At 70.5% G+C, this 20,461-nt stretch carries 20 protein-coding genes and 1 pseudogene; 2 read left to right on the top strand and 19 right to left on the bottom strand.

The genetic code is table 11. The features are described from left to right. From ACZ4VW_RS09170 to ACZ4VW_RS09125, 10 genes and pseudogenes are all read right to left on the bottom strand, one after another. Complete coding sequence (locus tag ACZ4VW_RS09170) at positions 1–1,275, bottom strand: MFS transporter (RefSeq protein ID WP_467960123.1); 1,275 nt, start codon at positions 1,273–1,275, stop codon at positions 1–3. Positions 1,276–1,359: 84 nt separating this feature from the next. After that, positions 1,360–1,890 (bottom strand): carboxymuconolactone decarboxylase family protein, encoded by a 531-nt coding sequence (locus ACZ4VW_RS09165; RefSeq protein WP_467960121.1) that lies wholly within the window; start codon positions 1,888–1,890, stop codon positions 1,360–1,362. A 33-nt stretch (positions 1,891–1,923) separates the two neighbouring features. Next, positions 1,924–2,784 carry a hypothetical protein gene (locus tag ACZ4VW_RS09160; RefSeq protein ID WP_467960119.1) on the bottom strand — a complete coding sequence of 287 codons (861 nt, stop codon included), beginning with the start codon at positions 2,782–2,784 and terminating at the stop codon, positions 1,924–1,926. 757 nt (positions 2,785–3,541) lie between these two features. Continuing rightward, positions 3,542–4,309 (bottom strand): SDR family NAD(P)-dependent oxidoreductase, encoded by a 768-nt coding sequence (locus tag ACZ4VW_RS09155; protein ID WP_467960117.1) that lies wholly within the window; start codon positions 4,307–4,309, stop codon positions 3,542–3,544. A gap of 76 nt (positions 4,310–4,385) precedes the next feature. Beyond that, positions 4,386–5,152 (bottom strand): annotated as a pseudogene (locus tag ACZ4VW_RS09150) (glucose 1-dehydrogenase). A 53-nt stretch (positions 5,153–5,205) separates the two neighbouring features. Continuing rightward, a complete protein-coding gene (locus ACZ4VW_RS09145; protein WP_467960115.1) occupies positions 5,206–6,462 on the bottom strand; it encodes an MFS transporter in 1,257 nt (418 codons plus the stop codon). Between the two features lie 33 nt (positions 6,463–6,495). After that, positions 6,496–6,846 carry a cyclophilin-like fold protein gene (locus ACZ4VW_RS09140; protein ID WP_467960113.1) on the bottom strand — a complete coding sequence of 117 codons (351 nt, stop codon included), beginning with the start codon at positions 6,844–6,846 and terminating at the stop codon, positions 6,496–6,498. A gap of 226 nt (positions 6,847–7,072) precedes the next feature. Next, positions 7,073–7,738 carry an SDR family NAD(P)-dependent oxidoreductase gene (locus tag ACZ4VW_RS09135; protein WP_467960111.1) on the bottom strand — a complete coding sequence of 222 codons (666 nt, stop codon included), beginning with the start codon at positions 7,736–7,738 and terminating at the stop codon, positions 7,073–7,075. A gap of 135 nt (positions 7,739–7,873) precedes the next feature. After that, on the bottom strand, positions 7,874–8,284 hold the full coding sequence (locus tag ACZ4VW_RS09130) for a (R)-mandelonitrile lyase (RefSeq protein ID WP_467960109.1): 411 nt from the start codon (positions 8,282–8,284) through the stop codon (positions 7,874–7,876). 27 nt (positions 8,285–8,311) lie between these two features. Beyond that, on the bottom strand, positions 8,312–9,328 hold the full coding sequence (locus tag ACZ4VW_RS09125; protein WP_467960107.1) for a zinc-dependent alcohol dehydrogenase family protein: 1,017 nt from the start codon (positions 9,326–9,328) through the stop codon (positions 8,312–8,314). A gap of 198 nt (positions 9,329–9,526) precedes the next feature. Here ACZ4VW_RS09125 and ACZ4VW_RS09120 point away from each other — a divergent pair, with 198 nt between their 5' ends. Further along, entirely contained in the window at positions 9,527–10,411 is an 885-nt protein-coding gene (locus ACZ4VW_RS09120; RefSeq protein WP_467960105.1) for a helix-turn-helix transcriptional regulator, read from the top strand. 646 nt (positions 10,412–11,057) lie between these two features. On the opposite strand, the gene ACZ4VW_RS09115 is transcribed toward ACZ4VW_RS09120, so the two are convergent. The 9 genes from ACZ4VW_RS09115 to ACZ4VW_RS09075 form a co-directional block, all read right to left on the bottom strand. Beyond that, a complete protein-coding gene (locus ACZ4VW_RS09115) occupies positions 11,058–12,653 on the bottom strand; it encodes a Na+/H+ antiporter (protein ID WP_467960103.1) in 1,596 nt (531 codons plus the stop codon). A 154-nt stretch (positions 12,654–12,807) separates the two neighbouring features. Next, complete coding sequence (locus tag ACZ4VW_RS09110) at positions 12,808–13,659, bottom strand: aldo/keto reductase (protein WP_467960101.1); 852 nt, start codon at positions 13,657–13,659, stop codon at positions 12,808–12,810. A gap of 173 nt (positions 13,660–13,832) precedes the next feature. Further along, positions 13,833–14,606, bottom strand: coding sequence for an SDR family oxidoreductase (locus ACZ4VW_RS09105; protein WP_467960099.1), 774 nt, complete (start codon positions 14,604–14,606; stop codon positions 13,833–13,835). Between the two features lie 20 nt (positions 14,607–14,626). Continuing rightward, positions 14,627–15,652: an alpha/beta hydrolase gene (locus ACZ4VW_RS09100; RefSeq protein ID WP_467960097.1), complete on the bottom strand. Its 1,026-nt coding sequence runs from the start codon at positions 15,650–15,652 to the stop codon at positions 14,627–14,629. A gap of 84 nt (positions 15,653–15,736) precedes the next feature. Next, positions 15,737–16,762, bottom strand: a complete 1,026-nt coding sequence (locus tag ACZ4VW_RS09095; protein WP_467960095.1) for an alpha/beta hydrolase — start codon at positions 16,760–16,762, stop codon at positions 15,737–15,739. Continuing rightward, positions 16,759–17,172: a (R)-mandelonitrile lyase gene (locus ACZ4VW_RS09090; RefSeq protein WP_467960093.1), complete on the bottom strand. Its 414-nt coding sequence runs from the start codon at positions 17,170–17,172 to the stop codon at positions 16,759–16,761. The genes ACZ4VW_RS09095 and ACZ4VW_RS09090 overlap by 4 nt, the downstream gene beginning before the upstream one ends. A gap of 14 nt (positions 17,173–17,186) precedes the next feature. Further along, complete coding sequence (locus ACZ4VW_RS09085; protein WP_467960092.1) at positions 17,187–17,528, bottom strand: carboxymuconolactone decarboxylase family protein; 342 nt, start codon at positions 17,526–17,528, stop codon at positions 17,187–17,189. A 199-nt stretch (positions 17,529–17,727) separates the two neighbouring features. Then, positions 17,728–18,180, bottom strand: a complete 453-nt coding sequence (locus tag ACZ4VW_RS09080; RefSeq protein ID WP_467960090.1) for a hypothetical protein — start codon at positions 18,178–18,180, stop codon at positions 17,728–17,730. A gap of 54 nt (positions 18,181–18,234) precedes the next feature. Beyond that, positions 18,235–19,176, bottom strand: a complete 942-nt coding sequence (locus tag ACZ4VW_RS09075; RefSeq protein WP_467960088.1) for an FAD:protein FMN transferase — start codon at positions 19,174–19,176, stop codon at positions 18,235–18,237. 200 nt (positions 19,177–19,376) lie between these two features. Between ACZ4VW_RS09075 and ACZ4VW_RS09070 the strand changes: the two genes are divergently transcribed. Continuing rightward, positions 19,377–20,297, top strand: coding sequence for a helix-turn-helix transcriptional regulator (locus tag ACZ4VW_RS09070; protein WP_467960086.1), 921 nt, complete (start codon positions 19,377–19,379; stop codon positions 20,295–20,297). Positions 20,298–20,461: the final 164 nt, after the last annotated feature.

Below are 20,461 nucleotides of genomic sequence, written 5' to 3'. Positions count from 1 at the left end.
TCACGCGGCCTTGGCCAGGGTGGTTCGGTCCGTGCTGGGCACGTGCCGGGAAGTTGTCACGAGGCTGGTCGTGGCTCCTCGTCCGTCCTGGCGCGGCCACAGGAGGAGAGCACCGATCGCTCCCATTCCGGCAAGGACCACGAGGACGGACCAGGCGAGGATGAAGCCGACGCTCGTGCCGAGCCATCCCGCGACGGGGTAGGTGATCAGCCAGGCCAGGTGCGACAGGGAGAACTGGGCTGCGAAGACCTCGGGGATCGCGGCCCGATCGACGGAGGCGCGCAGGACCTTGCCGGTCGGGGTGATGATCAGCGCCATGCCGATGCCGATCACGGTCCAGATGATCGCCGTGCCGGTCCATGTGGTCAGGCCGGCCGCGATGAGTGTCACCGCGGCGGTCGTGGCGGCGACGAGGACTCCGGCACCGGTCATCATGACGGTGCGGGGGGCGATCCGGTCGAGGACGCGGGGGAGTACCAGGGCGGCCAGGAGGGTTCCCGTACCGGAGGCGGCGAGCATCCAGGCGACGTCCGACTGTGAGCCGCCGAGCTCGTCGCGGACGTAGTTGACGGTGTTGACGATGACGATCGATCCGGCCGCCGCGACCACGAGGTTGAGCGCCATGATGCCGCGGAGCCGCGGTGTCTTGAAGAAGGTCCTTATCCCGGCTGCCGCCTTGTCCCATCCCTTGGTGTGGGTACTGGGGCCGGCGTCGGGGATGCGCGTGGACAGGACGAGCAGGGCGGAGGCGAGGAATCCGGCGGAGGTGCCGAGGAACAGCCAGTTGAAGCTCATGAACGTCAGGGCGACGGCTGCAAGCACGGGACTGAGCAGGCTCTCCATGGTGGAGGCGACCTGGGAGGCGGACAGAGCCCGCGTGTAGTCGGCCTCGTCGGTGACGATGTCGGGGATGACGGCCTGGAACGTCGGGGTGAACGCCGCGGAGGCGGCCTGGAGCAAGCCGATCAGAACGTAGATGTGCCAGACCTCGGTGACCAGTGGCAGCGCGAGGACCACCACGCCGCGGATCGCGTCGAGGACGAACAGGAAGGTTCTCCGGGGGAGTCGGTCGACGTACGCGGCGGCCAGCGGGGCGATGACCACGTACATGACCATCTTGACGGTCAGGGCGGTGCCGAGCACCATGCCGGCGCGCGGACCGGCGAGGTCGTAGGCGAGGAGTCCGAGGGCCACGGTGGTCAGGCCGGTGCCGAAGAGGGCGATGACCTGGGCGCCGAACAGGTGGCGGTAGTCGCGGTTGGCGAACAGACGCATGGCGGGTTCCTTCCGTTTCCATGCGGCGGGGCACGGCCCTGGGTTGGTGGAGGCCGTGTCCCGCGAGTACAGGCGGGGGTGTCTCTAGGCACCGGAGTCGCTCCCCGGTGTGAGGCCGGCGAGCAGGTTGAAGGCGCCGGTGAGGATGTTGAGCGAGACGACGCCGACGACATCGGCTATCGCGCGGTCGCTGTAGCCGTGCTCACGGAGCGCGCCGACCTGTTCGTCGGTGATCGACGTCGGCTCGCGGTAGACCTGGAGGGCGACGGTGATGATCGCCGCGATCGCGGGATCGGCCGAGGTGCCCGCGTGGGCGCGCTCGATCTCGTCCTCGTCCACTCCCATGGAGCGGGCGGCACTGACGTGCGCGTCGAGGCAGAGCCCGCAGCCCTGGAGTGCCTGGACGGCGATCGAGATCCGCTCGCTGATCTTGCGGTCGAGTTTGGCTCGTCCCATGGCGCGGCTGAGCTGAAGGTAGCCGCCCAGGACGGCCGGCGAGTGCGCCATCGTCGAGACCATGTCGCCGATCTGGCCATGGCGGGAGACCAAGTCGGCGAGGAGGTCGCGCGAGGCGCCGACCGCCGTGTCGGGCGTGAGGCGGGTCAGACGGGGCATGACGCTCCTTTCGATGTGGCTGCGTTCACGTGGTCAGTGGTGTGCGTGGTGGCCGTGGTGGTGGCCACCGTGCCCCGATGCGACCGGGGCCGTCGGGTCCGAGTGGGGAGCAGCCGTGGTGGTCCGTACCGTGAACTCGGCCGTCCGTACGACGCCGTCGTGCTGGAAGTCCAGGTACAGGCGGTAGGTGCCGGCCGACGGCGCGACCGCCATGAAGGCGATTTCGGGCCCCGGCGCGGTGACGCCGTCGCCGGGCTCGCCCTCCGGGTGGACGTGGAGGTAGCCCAGGTCGCCGACGCGCAGGGCCACGAGGTGCCCATACGCGGCCAGGTAGGGCTGCATGTCGGTGACGGGGTGGCCGTTCCGGCTGACGGTGAGGGTCAGCTCGCTGGCCTCGCCGGGCACGAGGTCGCCGTCGAGCGCGACGGCGTACTCGCCGATCCGCGCGACGCGGGTCGCCTCGGGGAGGGGGCGCGGGTCGTACGGCCCGGCGACCGCGACGTCGATCCCCAGCGTCATGGTCCCGTCGTGGCCGGCCGGGTGGATGTCGGTGAAGAACCTCCAGTCGCCCGGCTCCAGGGCCAGTTCGGTGCTCCAGGTGCCCTTGTCGTCCCTCACGGGGTGCACGTGCTGGAATCCGGCCGTGTCACGCCGGACGGCGATGAAGTGCAGTTCCTTCTCGTGTTCTGGGACGAACGCGGTCACCGCCTGCCCGTCGGGGCCGATCACCTTGAAGCTGACCGGCTGCACGCCGGCGGTGAGGATCGTCGCGTCGAGTTCGAGGGTGTACCCGTTCGCGGAGACCGCCAGCCCCCCGGCCTGCGCTCCGCCGTGTCCGCCATGACCCCCGTGGGCGCCGTGGTTGGTCTGGTCGTGGCCGGAGTGATTCCTCATGACATCTCCATGGTTGTGGTGCGCCTTCTGGCGGTGTCCGTTCAGGACGTTGATCGTAACCATATACCCCTGGGGGGTATTCCGGCGGCTTCGATGGGGGAAATCTCGCGAGGGGTCTCACTGAGGCGGATCGACCGGGTGGAGCACCCGCCAATGGCTGGGAGTCGGCGTCAGCGGCCCACGAGCAGGCACGCGACTCCGCACTGGGAGGTGAAGACGGGAGCTGTTCTGACTACAGGAAGCCGGGGAGCTGTCGCCTGCCTTCGTGTGCTCGGTGGCGTCCGCCAGTCCACTGACCCCTGGGCGACGGGATGCATGCCCCGTGGGCGAGCGGTCCCCCTCGTTGCGTACGGGAGCCCTTGCCCGACTGGCTGCTCGGTGCACTTCGCCGACGGGAAAAGGGGGGCGGCGGGAACTTGCGCAACCACTGTAGGTTCTCGCGGCTCCTGTCATGACGCAGCGAGCTGATCAGCAGGTTTTGGGGCAGTCTCAGAGCGCGTGTCCGCACCCTGTCTCAGATCCATGGCACTTCCTCAGGCAGGGGTGGCGCTGGGGCGAGAAGCGGACGCCTGTGCATGAGGCCGCGGCTGTCGGACGGCGGTGGGTTGCATCGGTGACCCGGACCGTGGAGCAACGCCAGGAGCTCTGCCCGGAAGGCCAGGTCCACGGCGTCGCCCCGCTCGGGGTAGCGGTCCAGGTGAGTGACAACGTCTTCTATCCGCTTCACCTGGTCCGGGGCCACGCGTCCGTGGTCCGGCTACTGGGCGGTGTAGCCGCCATCGACGGGGAGGGCGATGCCGGTGACGTAGCTGGAGCCAGGGCTGCACAGCCACAGGACGGCCTGGGCGATCTCCTCGGCGGTGCCGAGGCGGTCGATGGCCTGCCCGGTTTCGGCCTGGTCGCGGTCGAGTTCTCCGCCTTCGACCATGGCGTCGACCATGGGGGTGGCGATGGTGCCGGGGCACACAGCGTTGATGCGTACGCCGCGCGGGCCGTATTCGAGGGCGGCGCTCTTGGTCAGGCCGATCACGCCGTGCTTGGTGGCGTGGTAGGCGGCGCGGCCGGGGTTGCCGACGAGGCCGCCGAGGGAGGAGCAGTTGACGATCGCGCCGCTGCCCTGGTCGCGCATGTGGCGCAGTTCGTGCTTCATGCTCGCCCAGATGCCGCGCAGGTTGATGTTCTGGACGCGGTCGAACTGCTCGGCGCTTTCGTCGGCGGCGTTGGTGGGTGGGGGCATGATGCCGGCGTTGTTGTAGGCCATGTCGAGCCGTCCGAAGGTCTGAACGGTGCGGTCGACGGCTGCGGCGACCTGGTCCTCGTCGGACACGTCGCAGACCAGGGCGAGCGCCCGGTGGCCAGCGTCGGTGAGTTCCTTCGCCGCCTTGGTGACGGTGTTCTCGTCGATGTCGGCGAGGCCGACGGCGGCGCCGGCTTCGGCGAAGGCGCGGGCCGTGGCCAGGCCCATGCCGGAGGAGGCGCCGGTGACGAAGGCGACCTGGCCGGTGAAGTCGTAGGTGGGATTCACGGGGTGACTCCTCACGTGGGGATTTCGGCGGGGTGGCGATTCGGGCGGGACGTCTTCCACAGGGATGCCGGTGGGGTCAGGTGGTTTGGCCGCCGTCGATGACGAGGGCGGTGCCGGTGGTGAAGGCGGCGTCGTCGGAGCAGAGCCAGAGGACGGCGGAGGCGATCTCCTCGGGCTTGCCGAGACGGCCGACGGGTTCGTCGGCGATGAGTCCTTCGCGTCCGCCGGGGCGGGTGTCGCCGAAGCGGCGGATCATCTCGGTGTCGATGATGCCGGGGCAGACGGCGTTGATACGGATGCCCCGGGCGGCGTGGTCGAGGGCGGCGGAGCGCGTGAAGCCGATGATCCCTGCTTGGCCGCGGCGTAGGCGGCCTGGCCCTTGAAGCCCTTGACGCCGGCGCCGGAGGAGACGTTGACGATCGCGCCGCCGCCGTCCTGCCGGAGCATCTGCCGGATCTGGGCGCGGGTACACAGGAACGCACCGGTGAGGCTGACGCCCAGGATGCGGTCCCAGTCCTCCTTGGCGGTGTCGGCCGCCGATTGGATGGGCTGTTCGACGCCGGCGTTGTTGAAGGCCGCGTCCAGGCTTCCGAAGCGTTCAACGGTTCGGCCGACCGCGGTCTGGACGTCCTCTTCGCTGGTGACGTCACAGGTGAGAGCGAGGGCTTCGCCGCCGTCGGCCTCGATGAGGCGGGCGGTTTCGTGCAGGCCATCGGCGGACAGGTCGGCGAGGGCGACCCGCGCGCCCGCACGGGCGAAGGCAAGAGCGGTCGCGCGGCCGATACCGCTGGCGGCGCCGGTGACGAAGGCGGTCTTGTCGTGGAAGTCGTAGGTGGTGGTCACGCGTGTTCTCCCGTCGAGAGGTGGGCCGTCGTCCAGGGGTCCGAGGGGGTGGGTCAGTGCCGTGAGGGCACCGGTGCGGTGGTCTCGTCGTGTACGGGGACCGGGGTGGTGCGCTGGCTCACGATCCGTGTCGGACCGCGGGTGCCGCTGAGTGCGAGGGCGATGAGCGGCAGGAGGGTGAGGGTGGCGGAGACGGCGCCGACCAGGGCCGGTCCGGTCAGGCCGAGGGAGGAGTCCAGAGCCGTGCCGGCGAGGGTGGAGCCGGCGGCGATGCCGGTGTTGTAGGCGGAGGTGGTCAGCGCGGAGGTGAGGGTGGGAGCGTCGCCGGCGATACGGACGGCCAGGGAGGTGACGACGGGGTTGACGGTGAACCCGGCCAGGGCCATGAGGAAGACCAGGCCGACGGCGGTGACGGGGCCGGTCGACAGCGGGATCAACAGGAACAGGGCCAGCGCGGTGACCGCGGCGGCGGCGATGGTGGTCGCCATGGGATGGCGGTCGCCGAGCCGGCCGCCGATGGCGGTGCCGCCCAGGGCGCCGAGTCCGAAGACGACCAGGACCAGCGGGACGGCCCCTGCCGGGATGCCGGCGCGGTCGGTCAGGAGCGGGGTGATGTAGGTGTACGTGGCCAGGACACCGCCCATGATCAGGGCGGCGGCGGCCAGGGCGAGCCACAGCCGGCCCTGCCGCAGGGCACGGACCTCGGCCCGGACCGACATCTCGGCCCGCTGCCCTGTCCGGGGGACGAAGCGGCCGACGAACACGGCGGCCAGGCCGGCGAGGACGGCCAGGGCCCAGAAGGGGCCGCGCCAGCCGGTGTACTGGCCGACGAAGGAGCCGATCGGCACGCCGACGACGTTGGCGAGGGTCAGGCCGCCCATCATGATGCCGACGGCCCGGGTGGCCCGGGCGGGGCCCGCGGCGGCGGTGGCGATGACGAAGCCGACGGCCCAGAACGCGCCGGTGGCCAGCGCGGTCACCACCCGGGCGGCCAGGACGACGGTGAAGGAGGAGCTGAGCGCGGCGACGACATGCCCGAGGGCGAAGACCACCAGGGCCAGGGCGAGGGTCAGGCGCCGGGGCAGGCGCAGGGTGGCCAGGGCCGTGGCCGGCCCGCCGACGATCATGCCGATGGCGAAGGCGGTGATCAGCAGACCGGCGTGCGAGACACCGACGCCGAGGCCGGAGGCGATCTCGGGGAGCAGTCCGGCGATGACGAACTCGGTGGTTCCCATCAGGAACGTGCCGGCGGCGAGCACCCATACGACGAAGGGCAGCTTGCCGGGGGTGGTCCCAGAAGCGGTGGGCATGCGGGGGTCCTTGCCAGGTTTCGGGCGGGTCGGTCAGCGGGCGGTTTCGATGGTCACCTTGGAGGCGGTGGCCAGCCGGTCGGTGTCACGGTTGTCGGCGAGGTGGCCGAGGATGACGATGCCGTCGGCGTAGGGGACGTCGCGGTAGTAGAGGACGAGCTGGCCCCAGGGCGCGTAGTAGCCGAGGTCACCGGCCTTCGGAGCGGCTCCCTTGGGGGCGCCGGAGGTGGACAGCGGGCGGGGGAGATCGACGATCTTCTCGGCCTGGTGGAAGTCCTTCAGGTCCAGGGTGAGCGGGAGGAGAGCCGCGAAGTCGCGGGCGGTCGCACTGTCGTTGAGGGTTGCGGCGACCGGGTCGCCGTCGACGGTGAGGCGGACGTCCATGGCAGTGCTCCTGCCGGAGGCGGACGACGAGGTGGCTGGTGTGGTGGACGGCGCGGTGGGAGCCGCCGGCTCCTGCTGTCCTGGGGAAGCGGATGATGCGGAGGGCGGCGTGGTTTCTGGCGAGTCGCCGGAGCAGGCGGTCACAGCCAGGAGCAGGGCTGCTGCCGGAGCGACGCGGACGAGACCACGGCGGACTGTGGGGTTCATGAAGGGGATCCCGGGGCCGTCATACGGACATGGGCTCGGCGTAATACCGGAAGGCGCCGCGCTCGGTGTGGATGGCATACAGGCGCTCGGCCAGGGCCTTCGGGCTGGAGTGCTCGGAGTCGGTGCGGATCGCGCCGGGGACGATCAGCTGGGCGACGTGGATGCTCTCGCCGGCGAGGGCGTCGTGGAGCATCGCCGCGTACGCGCTCTCGGCGGCGAACGCGATCGAGGTGCCGGCCACCTGGGGGTTCGGGCGCACGGCGCTGGCGCCGTTGACGAACAGCAGCGTGCCCCGGCCCAGCTCCCGCATGCCGGGCAGGACGGCGTTTACGCAGGTCACCGGGGCCTTGACGGAGAAGGCCAGCGGGTCGTCCAGGTCGGTGGTGGTGGTGTCGAGGACCGGCTTCATGAAGTCGGCGCGGGGCACCGGGCTGAACTGGAGGATCTCGACGGGCCCCAGGGTGTCGGCGGCCTCGTGGAGGGCCGAGGTGAGGGAGGTGGGGTTGAGGACGTCGGCGGTGAAACCGCGGGCGTGGATGTTCTCCCGGGCCAGTTCGGCCACCAGGTTGTCCTGGTGCTGGATGCTGCGGGAGATGAGGGCGACACGGTGGCCGGCGGTGCCGAAGCGGCGGGCGGCCGCCAGGCCCAGGCCCGGGCCGGCTCCGACGAGGGCGAACGTGGTCACGATGGTTCTCCTCACGAATGACGTGGGCGGGGTGGTTCAGGGGCGGGGGTTGATGGCACGGGCGCCTGTCCGTGGCCTTGCGGTCCCCGGCGACCTGGTAGAGGGATGTGGTGAGGTCTAAGACCTTGTCCGGGTTCAGCTGGTGGCCGGTGCGGCGTGGTATTCCTCGTCGGTGACGGGGTTCAGCCAGTGCACGACGTCGTGGTCGTCGTCGCCCTCGTTGATGGCCAGGTGGACCATGAGCCGGTTGGGGGCGGCGCCGTGCCAGTGCTCCTCGTCGGCCTCGAACAGGACGCGGTCGCCGGGCCGAATGACCTCCACCGGTCCGCCGCGGCGCTGGCACAGGCCGACGCCCTCGGTGACGAAGACGGTCTGGCCCAGCGGGTGGCGGTGCCAGTGGGTGCGGGCGCCGGGCATGAAGTGCACCAGGTTCGCGGTGACCCGGGACGGGGCCGGGGCGGCGGCGACGGCGTCGATGTAGACGTCGCCGGTGAACCAGTCGGCCGGGCCCTTGACGGTGTCGATCGAGCTGCGGGTGATCTGCATGATTCGCTCCTTCAGGCGGTGGACGGTTCAGGGGGTGAGGAGGGTCTTGATGGCGCGGCGCTCGTCCATGGCCCTGTAGCCCTCGGCGACCTGCTCCAGGGGCAGGGTGAGGTCGAAGACCTTGCCCGGGTCGATGCGGCCGGTCAGGACGCGCTCGATCAGGTCCGGCAGGTAGCGGCGCACGGGAGCGGGGCCGCCGCGCAGGCCGACGTGGGAGAAGAACAGCTCCTGGCCGTCGACGGCGACGTCGTGGGGGACGCCGACGAAGCCGACGTTGCCGCCGGGGCGGGTGGAGTGCAGGGCCTGGCTCATGGCCTGGGCGGTTCCGACGCACTCCAGCACGGAGTCGGCGCCGATGCCGCCGGTCATCTCCTTGATCCGGGCGATGCCCTCATCGCCGCGTTCGGTGACGATGTCGGTGGCGCCGAAGGACAGTGCGAGTTTCTGGCGGGACTCGTGGCGGGACATGGCGATGATCCGCTCCGCGCCCATCTCCTTCGCCGCGATCACGCCGGAGAGGCCCACCGCGCCGTCGCCGACGACCACGGCGGTCGAGCCGGGCTTCACCTCGGCGGCCTCCGCCGCCCACCAGCCGGTGCCCATGACGTCGGAGAGGGCGAGCAGGCTCGGCCAGAGCGACTCGTCCGGGATCTCGTCGAGGGCGACCAGGGTGCCGCCGGCGTTGGGGATGCGGACGTACTCGGCCTGGCAGGTGGACATGAACCCGCGGTGCAGGCAGTTCGACGGGAACCCGTTCTTGCAGTTCGCGCAGGTGTTGTCCGAGGTCGCGAACGAGCCGACGACGAACTGGCCCGGCCGGACCGAGGTGACCTCGCTGCCGACCTCCTCCACGAACCCGACGTACTCGTGCCCCATCGGGTGCGGGTCGCCGATCGGCTCCGCACCCCGGTAGGGCCACAGGTCGGAGCCGCACACGCAGGTGACGGCCGTCCGGATGACCGCGTCGGTGGGCTTGAGGATCTGCGGGTCGTCCAGGGTCTCGAAACGGACGTCACCGGGGGCGTAGATCATCGTGCCGCGCATGAGGGTTTTCCTTACGTACGAAGGGGCCGCACCGTACGGGAACGGCCCGCGTGCCGGCGTTCCCGCCCTGCCGGAAGAGCAGGGGAGGAACCATCACGTCATCCAGGTAACCGGCACTTCGCGCGCGCAGCGAGTCACTGACAAGGGGTGTACCAGCAGTACATCCCTCCCGCGGCGGCCAGGCCGTACGGTCGAGGTGTGGACAACCAAGCAGAGGTCCGCGAGTTCCTCACCTCGCGGCGATCCAAGATCACCCCGGAGCAGGCCGGACTGCCCGCCGGCCCCCGGCGCCGGGTGCCCGGTCTGCGCCGAAGCGAGGTCGCGGCGCTGGCCGACGTCAGCGTCGAGTACTACGCCAAACTGGAGCGCGGCAACCTCGCCGGCGTCTCACCGGCCGTCTTGGAGGCCGTCGCGCGTGCCCTGCGGCTCGACGACGCCGAACGCGCCCACCTGCTCCATCTGGCCCAGGCAGCCGACGGCTCCGACGCCCTCACCCGCCGTCGACGCCGCGTGACCCGGCAGTGGAAGCCACACCCGAGCCTGCAGTGGACCCTGGACGCGGTCACCGGATGCCCCGCCTTCGTCCGCAACGGCCGCATGGACCTGCTGGCCACCAACAGCCTGGCCCGCGCCTTCCACCACGACCTCTACGCCAACCCGCACAACCAGGCGAACTTCGCCCGCTTCCAGTTCCTCGACCCCCTCTCGCGCCGCTTCTACCCCGACTGGGACCGGGCCGCGGACATCACCGTCGCCATCCTGCGCACCGAGGCCGGCCGCAACCCGCACGACAAGGAGCTCCACGACCTCGTGGGGGAGCTGTCCACCCGCAGCGATGCCTTCCGCACGCGCTGGGGTGCCCACGACGTCCGCCTCCACGGCACGGGCATGAAGCGCTTCCACCACGAGGCGGTCGGTGACCTCACCCTCGCCTACGAGGGGCTGGAGCTGACGGCGGACCCCGGCCTCGTTCTGACCATCTACACCGCCGAACCCGGCTCGCCCTCCGACGAGGGGCTGCGCCTGCTCGCCTCCTGGGCGGCCACACAGTCCGCTTCCGCCACGGAATCGGCAACCCGCTGAACGGACGGGACCGCAGTTCGGGAGCGCGTGTGCCCGCTCGGCATACGGGCCGGCATCGGCACAGGGTGGTGAGCCGTAAGTGGGGGATCCGGTGTCCCGAATCCCCAGCCGGTGCAGTGCGCGCTGGCGGAGAGGACGGTCGAGTTGGGACAACAACACCCGAAAGAGTGAGGGTGCCCAGCTGCACTTATCAGCGCCACGCCATATGTGGTCCGCGAATGTGATTGCCGCTGAGAATATGGCGCCGCTATTGAGAACCCACAGGAGCTGTAGGATCTCGCGGCCCGTGGCACAGACCGAGCTTCTGGCCAGCGGCTTTCAAGCCGTCTCACAGTGAAGGCAGGGGGCCCAGTCTCACGAGCCGTGGCACATCCTTGGCGTGCCATCCGTGCCTGAGAGACCTGCCGCCTCGATGGCGGGCTCGACATCCTCGGCGCGGCCGTCACCGGCTCCTTCGCACCAATGCTCGTCCGACCCCCCAGTGAACCGGCGGGCCGGTGTAGCTGTCGGCTCCCTCAACGAGCTGGTGCACGGCAAGCGGTGAGGAGTCGAGCTTCGGATGGTTGAGCATGTTCAGGTGGCGGGGCTGTGTCTACAGGATTACGCATTGGCACGAAGCAGATCGCTATCCACCTTTTGCGTACGGTCATGTGGCTGCCTCGCGGCCTGACAGGCGGACTTGTTCGGTGTCGAGTCGTTCCTGTACGTGGAGCAGCACGGCGTCGTCGATGTGGTGGGCGTCGCGCAGAGCGATGACGGCAGCGCGCTTGTGGGCCAGAAGGGCGAGGCGCAGTTCGACCTCATCACGATGGTGGAGCAGCAGCGGTTCCGACTCGTCCGTGGCATCGCGGGCCCGCAGGGTTCTCAGGTGGGTCTCGTACTCGGTACGCAGCTGCTCTGCGACGTCCGGGTCGGTGCCGAGTTCGGCGGCGGTGCCGGGGAGGGCGGCCAGGGCCGCTTCGGTGACGGTGGTCTGAGCCAGGTGGAGTTCTCGGTCGCCGTCCGTGTCCTCCGGAAGCCGTGCCCAGCGTGCGACGCCGGGTAGGACGAGTCCCTGGACCACCAGGGTGACGACCACGACGCCGGCGGTGACGAAGACGATCGTGTCGCGATCGGGGAAAGGGGCACCGGAGTCGATCGAGTACGGCACGGAGAGGGCGAGGGCCAGGGAGACCGCGCCCCGGAAGCCCGCGAGGGCGCTGACGACGCGTGCGCGGGGGCCCATGCGGCGTTCACGCTGTTGCGGGCGTCGGTCCACGAGGCGGATCGCGTACACCGAGATGACGAGGAACACGTAGCGGACGACGACCAGCGCCACTGCGACCGCCGCCACCAGGATGAGAGCGCCACCCAGGTCCACGCCGGACAGACCCCGTACGGCTGCCTGGGCCTCCAGGCCGACGAGGACGAACAGGGCGCCGTTGAGGAGGTACATCGCGAGTGACCAGAACGCCTGGGTCTGCAGGCGGCCGTCGGCCTGGCCCAGGCTCGGTCCGGCCTGGCTCATGACCAGCCCGCATACCACCACGGCGAGAACCCCGGATGCCTCAACGAGTTCGGCGAGCAGGTAGGCGGTGAAGGGCAGCAGGATGATCGCGAGGTTGCCGAGGAGGGCGTCGTCCAGGTGGCGGAGGCGCCGGCGGAGCTGGATGCCCAGCCACGCCGTGACCACTCCGGCCGCGATGCCTCCTCCGTACGAGAGCAGCAGCCGGCCTCCGACATGCGGGATGCTGAGGTGTTCGGCGCCGACGGTGACGCCGACGGCCAGGCTGTAGATGACGAGGGCCGTGCCGTCGTTGATCAGGCTCTCGGCGCGCAGCAGGGTGACGTTGCGGCGCGGTAGAAGCCGGGCGACCACTCCGACGGCGGTCGCGTCGGTCGGGGCGACGGCCGCGCCGAGGACCCAGGCCGGCCCCCATGGCAGGCCGAGGGCGTGGGCGACGGCCGCCACCGCCCACGCGGTGACGGCGACGAGCACCGTGCCCGTGAGCACGATGCCGCGCAGGTCCCGGCGGATCGCTCGCAGCGAGGTCGTCACGCTCTCCCAGTACAGGAGCACCGGGAGGAAGACGAGCAGCAGGACGTCGGGCGGCAGCTCCGTTTCCCGTAGCCAGGGCACGAATCCCAGCAGCACGCCCGCCGCCAGCTGGAGCACCGGCGGGGCGATCTTGAGACGATGGGCGAGGACACCGCTCACCAGCAGCGCGATCCCCAGGATCACGACGAACTCAAGACCTTCCACGGGTCACCTCCTGCCCCGGGGCAACGACTTGCCGTGTGCCGACGTCGACGGCCGCCAAGACGGCGGCTCTCCTCGGCGGTGCCGCTACGTACGCATGGGATTCGGCCCGTCATGTGTGTACGCGCGACTCGTCTAGGGTGCCTGACGGCCCCGTTCAGTTCTCCAGGCGGCGCTTGGCGAGCCAGTCGACCATGGCGGGGTCGTGGTGGTCGAAGAACAGGGAGCTGCCGGTGTCGAGGGTGGCGATCCGGGCCATCTGTTCGTCGGTGAGCTCGAAGTCGAAGACGTCGATGTTCTCGGCCATGCGCTCGGCGCGGACGGACTTGGGGATGGCGATGACGCCGCGCTGGGTGAGCCAGCGCAGCACGACCTGGGCGACGGACTTGCCGTACTCCTTGCCGATCTCGGCGAGCAGCGGGTTGGTGAACAGGTCGTTCTTGCCTTCGGCGAAGCCGCCCCAGGACTGGATCTGCACCCCGTGCTCACGCATGAGGTCCTGGTAGTCGGCGCGCTGGAAGAAGGGGTGGGTTTCGATCTGGTTGACCTGCGGGGTGATCTCGTTGTTGAGGATCAGGTCGATCAGCCGGTCGGGGTAGAAGTTGGCGACCCCGATCGCCCGGGTGAGGCCCTCGCGGTTGAGAGCTTCCATGGCACGCCACTGGCCGTACACGTCGCCGAAGGGCTGGTGCATCAGGTACAGGTCGACGTGGTCCAGGCCCAGCTTGTTCAGGGAGGTCTCGAACGCGCGCCGGGTGTTCTGTTCGGCGGGGGCGTCCTGGACCCAGAGCTTGGTGGTGACGAAGAGTTCCTCGCGGGGGATGCCGCTGTTCTTGATCGCGCGGCCTACGGCCTCCTCGTTGCCGTAGGCGGCGGCGGTGTCCAGGAGGCGGTAGCCGGCGGCGAGGGCCTCGGAGACGGCCCGTTCGGTATCCTCCGGCGGGATCTGGTAGACGCCGAAGCCGAGGATGGGCATCTCGACGCCGTTGTTGAGGGTGACGTGCTGCATGGGAGTTCCTTCTTCGTTCGGCACTTCAGGGGAGACAGGAGGCGGTGTGGTGCGCGGTTACCTGCCTGTATCGACGATGGGGCAAGAACGCTTGTGGTGGCAGACCGCGATCTTCCGGGCAGTGGCCAGCCGTGGTGTGACAGGGCACCCCAACGGTGGCGGCGGCTTTCGGGTCATGCGGCTCGCGCGGCTTGCGCGGCTACGAGGTCGGCGCGGATGTCGGCGGGTTCCTCGTCGAGGGGCAGGGTGTGCGGGTCGAGCACGCCGTCCGCGGATCCGGCGTGGTCCGGTTTGAGGGGAGCGAACAGGGTGCTCCAGTCCGTCTGCTCAGGCCCATCGGTCGCTGTGAGTTCGAAGGTCTTGGACAGCGCGGTGTCCTCGAGGAGGGCGCGGATGAGTGTTTCCGCGATCTGGGTGCGGGCCACGCCGCCGTCGGCGGTGCCGCCCTGGTCCAGGACGAGGTGGCGTTGGGTCTCGGTGGCGTGGTCGAACCAGCCGGGGCGCACGATCGTGTAGGGCAGCTTGCTGGCGCGTACGAGGCGTTCGGAGCGGCGCTTCCAGGGGGAGTTGCCGGGGATGTCGTCGCGGGTGGAGTAGATGGACGTCATCAGGGAGATGCGCGGTTGTTCGCCGTCCAGGGCGGCCAGGAGGTTGCGGACGCCGCCGTAGTCGACGCGGCGTCGTGTCTCGGGGTCGCCGCCGGAGCCGTGGGTGAGGACCACCGCCTGTACGCCGCGTACGGCGGCCTTCAGGGAGGCGGTGTCTTCGAGGTCGCCCTGGACCAGCTCGACGCCGGGCAGCAGGGCCTCACCACGTTCCAGGTCACGCACGAGGGCATGCGGGCTCAGGCCCAGACGCTGGGCCCAGGTGACGGCGTGGCGGCCGATGCTGCCGGTGGCGCCGACCATGAGGACGTCGGTGATGGGGGTGCCGTTGGGTGAGGGCATGGGGGTGCCTTACGGGGTGCTCAGAGGTGCTTGGCGAAGAAGTCGGTCAGCTTGTCGACGGCGGTGTCGACGTACCGGTCGATCCAGTAGGTCTCGATGTGCTGAGCGCCGTCGATGAGGAAGAGTTCCTTGTCGTCGGTGCCGGTCGCCTTCGGGAGCGCGTCGTCGCTCATGTACCGGGTGTCGGCCTCGCTTCCGGCGATCATCAGCAGCGGCACGTCGATCAGGTCGAGGTGGTCGGTGGCGTCGAAGGCCATCAGGTCCAGCAGGCTGCTCATCGTGTACTTGAAGGTCGAGCCGGGGCAGGCGTGGGTCTTCCAGTAGTACTCGTAGCCCTGCCGGTACAGGGCGAACGGCTGGGCCGCGATCTGCTCGTCGGTCAGGTCGGCGTCTCCGGCGTAGCGCACCGTGCCGCCCGCGGCTTCTTCGGCGCGCGCCTGGGACGCCTGGCGCAGCCGGTCCTGGACGGTGTCCACCTGGGAGTCCTGCAGCCCGTTGCGGCGCACCAGGCCGGAGTTGAACATGCTGAGTGTGGCGACCGCCCGGAACCGCTTGTCGGACTTCGCCGCGTTCAGGGTGTATCCGCCGCCCCCGCAGATGCCCAGCGCGCCCACCCGGTCGGTGTCGACGCCGGGGAAGCCCGCGATGAAGTCGGCCATGCCGTGGACGTCGTCGGTGCGGTGGTAGGGCTTGTCCACGTTGCGGGGCTCGCCTTCGCTGTGCCCCTGGAAGGAGGCGTCCGCGGCGATCGTGATGTAGCCCTGTTCGGCGAGCCGCTGCGCGTACCGGCCGGCGACCTGCTCCTTGGTCCCGCCGTTCGGGTGGGCCACCGTGATCGCCGGGAACGCGCCGTTCGGGTCGTAGTCCGCCGGTGTGTAGACGTTCGCGACGATCTTCAGCCCGTGCAGGGTGTAGCTGACCGGGTGGATGTTGACCTTGCCCGGTTCGTTCGCCGTGATCGCGTACTCGTAGACCAGGCCGAACGGGTTGTCCCGGTAGTCCAGCACCAGGCCCGGACCGGTCACGTCCGGTCGCGTGTCAGTCATCAAGTTTCTCCTTCTCAATGTCGCACCCTGTCGTCGGGCGGGGTCTGGGTCGTACGTGTCGTTGGGGAGGGGCCGGTCCTGTGGTCAGTCGAGGTTCTTCTCGGCCAGGAAGGCGGAGATCTGGTCGGCGATCTCCAGGTTGTTCAGATCCGCGTGGAGGAAGTGGCTGTTGCCCGTGATGCCGGCCTCCGGGAGGAGGACGAGACGGGCGTCGCCGCCGTGCCGGTTGACCGCCTCGACCCACAGGCGGGCCATGGCGACACGGGTGCGCCAGTTGTCGCGGCCGGCGATGTCGGTCGGTTCGGTGGGGATGTTGTCGCCGTAGTAGACGACGATGGGGATCTTCGTCAGGCGCTCGAACTCGGCGAGCGGTACGGAGACCGCGGCCATGGTGCCGGCGGCGGAGTCCATCGGGTTCGGGGCCTCGCCTTCGGGGAAGACGAAGCCGCTGCCGGGTTCCAGCGCGACCACGCCCCTGATGCCGGTACTGCGCATGGCGGCCAGCCAGCCGAACCCGCCGGCGTGGGAGTGCGTGACGAGGACTCCCGGCCCGATGCGGTCGAACAGCGCCTCGACGGAGGCGGTCAGGACGTCGGCGTCGATGGGTCCGGTGTCGGGGAGCATGGATCGGAAGAACTGCTCCAGTGCCTCGTCGCCGGGCGGGAACTGGCCGCCGGGGTAGCGGTCGGGCCACAGGCCGAAGCGGAACTGGTTGTAGAACCACTGGTCGGTGGTGGCGGTGTCGACCGGCGCGGCCTGGGTGGTCTGGCCGGCGGAGGCCCGGCGGGGCTGGTCGAGGGTGTAGACCGGGAACCCGCGGCGCAGGAAGATCGTCTGGAAGCCTTCGCGGCCGTCGGGGGTGGATCCCCATCCGGAGCCGCACTGCTTGTAGCCGTGCCACAGGACGAGCGGCAGCGGTCGCGGGTCCGCGGGGATCTGGTAGAAGACGCGGGCGTGGTCGCCGTGCAGGGTCTGGCCTGCCGGGTCGGTCGGGCGGCGCGGGTCGAAGGTGCCGGGGGTGGTGCGGGTGGTGCCGCCGGCGGCGAAGGATCCCTGACCGGTGAGGGTCAGCGGAGCGAAGCCGTCGCTGGGGGCCGGGGTGGTGTTCATCGTGCTTGTGCGGCCTTCCGGTAGGTCTCGTCGTCGACGTGCTCGCCCCACTCGACGTCCGCGGTGCCGGGTTCGCCGGTTCGTTCCGACAGGGCCAGGTGGGTCATGAAGCGGTCGGGGGCGGCGCCGTGCCAGTGCCACTCGCCGGGCGGGGTGTGGACCGTGTCGCCGGGGCGGAACACGATCGTGTGACCGTCGCGGGTCTGGACGAGACCGATGCCTTCGGTGACGTACAGGGTCTGGCCGAGCGCGTGACGGTGCCAGGCGGTACGGGCGCAGGGCGCGAAACGTACGATCCCGGCGGTCAGGCGGGAGGAGGGCGCGGCTTCGGCGAGCATGTCCACCCAGACGTCCCCGGTGAAGCGTTCGGCGGGGCCTTGGGAGGTCGGCGTCTTCGGGAGCAGTTCCATGGGTGTGCCTCCTGTCACTTCGAGGCCGGAAGTTCGCTGCTTTGGCCGACGAGCTCCTTGAGCTGGACGAGACCGCCCATGCCTGCCGGCCAGCCGGCGTAGAAGGCGGTGTGGGTGAGGGCCTCGACGAGTTCCTCCCGCGTCATGCCGTTGTCCAGGGCGAGCTTGAGATGGCTGTCGAGCTGGCCGGGGCGGGAGGTGGCGGCAAGGATCGCCACGGTGATCAGGCTGCGGTCACGAGGGGAGAGACCGGGCCGCTTCCACACGTCGCCGAAGAGGACGTCGTCGGTGAGCTGCACCATCTTGGGCGCGAGGTCGCCGAGGAGCTGCTCGGCTCGGGTGGGCTGGGCGGACATGCGGCGTTCCCTTCGGTCGTACGGTCGACGGGTCACTGCAGAACGAGCAGGTCAGCCCGCCGGACTCATATACCGGAACAGATTTATTCGCGGCATTTGTGATGATTCTTGCTTCACGGTGTGGGCGCGGCCACCGGTGTGGGGTGCCCTGTCACAGCCTGGCTGCGCGGGGCGGCCCTCATCCCGTCCGGGCTTCGGGTCACCGGGCGGCCTGGCCCTGGATGAGGTCGATGGCGGAGTTGAAGCCTTCGGTGGTGCCGCTCGCGCCGGCCAGGAGGTCGAGTTCCACCTCGTCGATCGGCTTGCCGTTGACGGCGGCCGGGGCCGCGTCCGCGAAGTCCTGCTGGTAGTCGCGGGAGGTCGGGTTGGTGGCGTGCGGGGTGACCGACAGGTCGTTGACGACGCCGTCGTTCAGGGTCAGCGAGACGGTGATGCGGGAGTTGTTGCCGTACACGCCGTCCGCCGAGTACGTGCCGTCGCGGTAGTCGCGGTCCCGGGCCTCGGAGGAGGCCGCCGGAGCCGACGTCGGTGCGGAGGCGGTGGGCGTTGCGGGGGCAGGGGTGTCGCCGTCGCCGCTGGAGCAGGCGGCCAGGCCGGCCGTGATGAGGGCGGCGGCGCTCGCGGCGGCGGCCTTCTTTCCGAGGGTGTTCATGGCGCGGTGCTCGCTTTCGGGTGCGGGGAAGGGTGTGCCGGTTCGCAGGAGGGGTCAGGCGAAGAGTTCGCCGTCGAAGCCGGCCGAGGCGTCGAGCCGGCCGTCCGCGCCCAGGCGTACCCAGGAGAAGTCGAAGTGTTCGGCGAGCCGGTCGGGGCCGGTGAGGAACAGGGCGGTGGCGAGTCCGTCGGCGGTGGCCGTGTCGTCGGCGACGGACCAGGTGGCGACGGTGTCGTGGACGGGCTGCCCGGTGCGGGCGTCCAGGAGGTGGTGCAGACCAGGGCCCCAGCGGCGCCGGTTGGTGGCCGAGGCACACAGCGAGCGGCCGTACAGGCGCGCAACGCCGATCACGCGAGTGGGGTCGTCCGGGTGCTCCAGCCCGACCCTCAGCGGCCAGCCCGACGTGCTGCTGGTGGTGGTGTCGGCGTGGGCGAGGTCGCCGCTGCCGTCGACCACGTAGGTGCGGACCCCGGCCCGGTGCAGGAGGCCGGCGATCAGGTCGACCAGCCGTCCCTTGCCCGCGGCTCCGACGTCCACCACGAGGGGGCGCCGGGTGGTGAGCACCGGCCCGTCGCGTCGTACGTCCCGCGTCCACAGTGGCCTCCCCTGCTGCCATGCGTCCGTCGCATATGCCTCGGGGGTGAGGGTGGGCCGGAAGGAGTACGCCGCGTCGTAGCCGAGCTCTTCGAGGCGGCGGCCGACGAGCGGGTCGACGGCGCCGCCCGTGGCCGCGCCGAGGCGGTCGTACAGGTCGAACAGGACGGTCGCGTCGTCGGGGAAGACGAACCGGCCGCCGCCCGGCGAGGCGGCGATCCGGCTCACCAGCGAGTCCGGCCGGAACCGCGACCACACCGCGTCGAACCGATCCACGCAGTCCAGCACGGCCATACGGACCTCCTCGGGCAGCGGTTGTCCGGTGAGGACCTGCCACGGGGCTCCGATGCCCTCGAAGGCGAAGCGGGCCCTGGGCGCGGCAGCGGGTGCGGTGCGTGTCATGACAGCGGTTCCTCACGAGCGCGCCGGCCATTCGCGGGCGCCTGTCGGGGGCAGAGGCGGCCGGTCCGGAGGGGGCGGACCGGCCGGCAGAACAACAGTCCCCCGTACCGCGCCCGCCTGCCAGGACGGGCTGTGCCAGGCTGTGACAGGTCCCCCCTCGGCACTGTCGATCATGACCGGGGCGCAGCACACTGGAAGGCATGGAGTCACCGTCACCGCAGCACGACAGCGGTCCTGAGCTGGGCACCTTCCTGCGAGCCCGCCGCACCCAGACCAGCCCGCAAGCGGCCGGCCTTCCCACGGGGACCGGCATGCGCCGCACCCCTGGGCTGCGCCGCGAGGAGCTCGCCACGCTCGCCGGAGTCAGCATCGACTACTACGCCCGGCTGGAGCGCGGCAAGGAGACCCGGCCCAGCCCGGCCGTCATCGACGCCCTGGCCCGCGCGCTGAAGCTGGACGAGGAGGAGCACGAGCACCTGCGGGAGCTGGCCGTCCGGGCCGCCCGCTACGCCTCGGAACCTCCCCAGCCGCCGAGCCGGACCGTGCGGCCGCACCTCAGGATCCTGCTGGACACGCTGCGGCCCAGCCCCGCCTACGTCGTGTCACGCAACTTCGACATGCTCGCCTGGAACCCGGGCGGTCTCGCCCTGTACGCCGGGCTGGACGACTGGCCCGTCAAGCAGCGCAACCTCGCCCGCTACCTCTTCCTGCATCCCGCGGCCCGCGAGCTGTTCCCGGACTGGGAGAACCTGGTCCGCACCTGCGTCGCCCGGCTGCGCGCCGTCGCCGGCGCCGACCCCGACGCACCCGATCTCGTGGCCATCGTCGGCGAGCTGCTCCTCAAGAGCCCGGACTTCGCCCGCCTGTGGGAGCGGTACGAGGTCACCGGCCGCAAGAAGACCCTCAAGACCTTCCGGCACCCCACCGTCGGCACGCTGACCCTCATGGGGCAGAGCATGCCGCTGGAAGGCTCCCCCGGTCACCGGCTCAGCGTCTACGTCGCCGAGCCGGCCACCCCCGATCACGACGCCATGCTGCTGCTGGACATGACCGCCCCGTCCCACACGGCCGGCAACACGGCGGCGCCGGCCGAGCCCGCGGAGTCGCGGCGCGAGAAGTAGACACGGACGCGGGGCTCTCCCCGAAGGAACGAATGCGGGCGCTGGGGGGGGGGGGAGGGAGGGGGGGGGGGGGAGGGGAACCCCCCTCCTGGGAGGGGGGGGAAATCCTTCCCAACTAGCCCATACGACAAAAAGAACGCGAACAAACAATCCAAAAAAGGGTC

Source organism: Streptomyces sp. NPDC029139, from assembly GCF_055564335.1.
The sequence above is the reverse complement of the archived record's forward strand: the minus strand, read 5'-3'. Positions and strand labels throughout refer to the sequence as shown.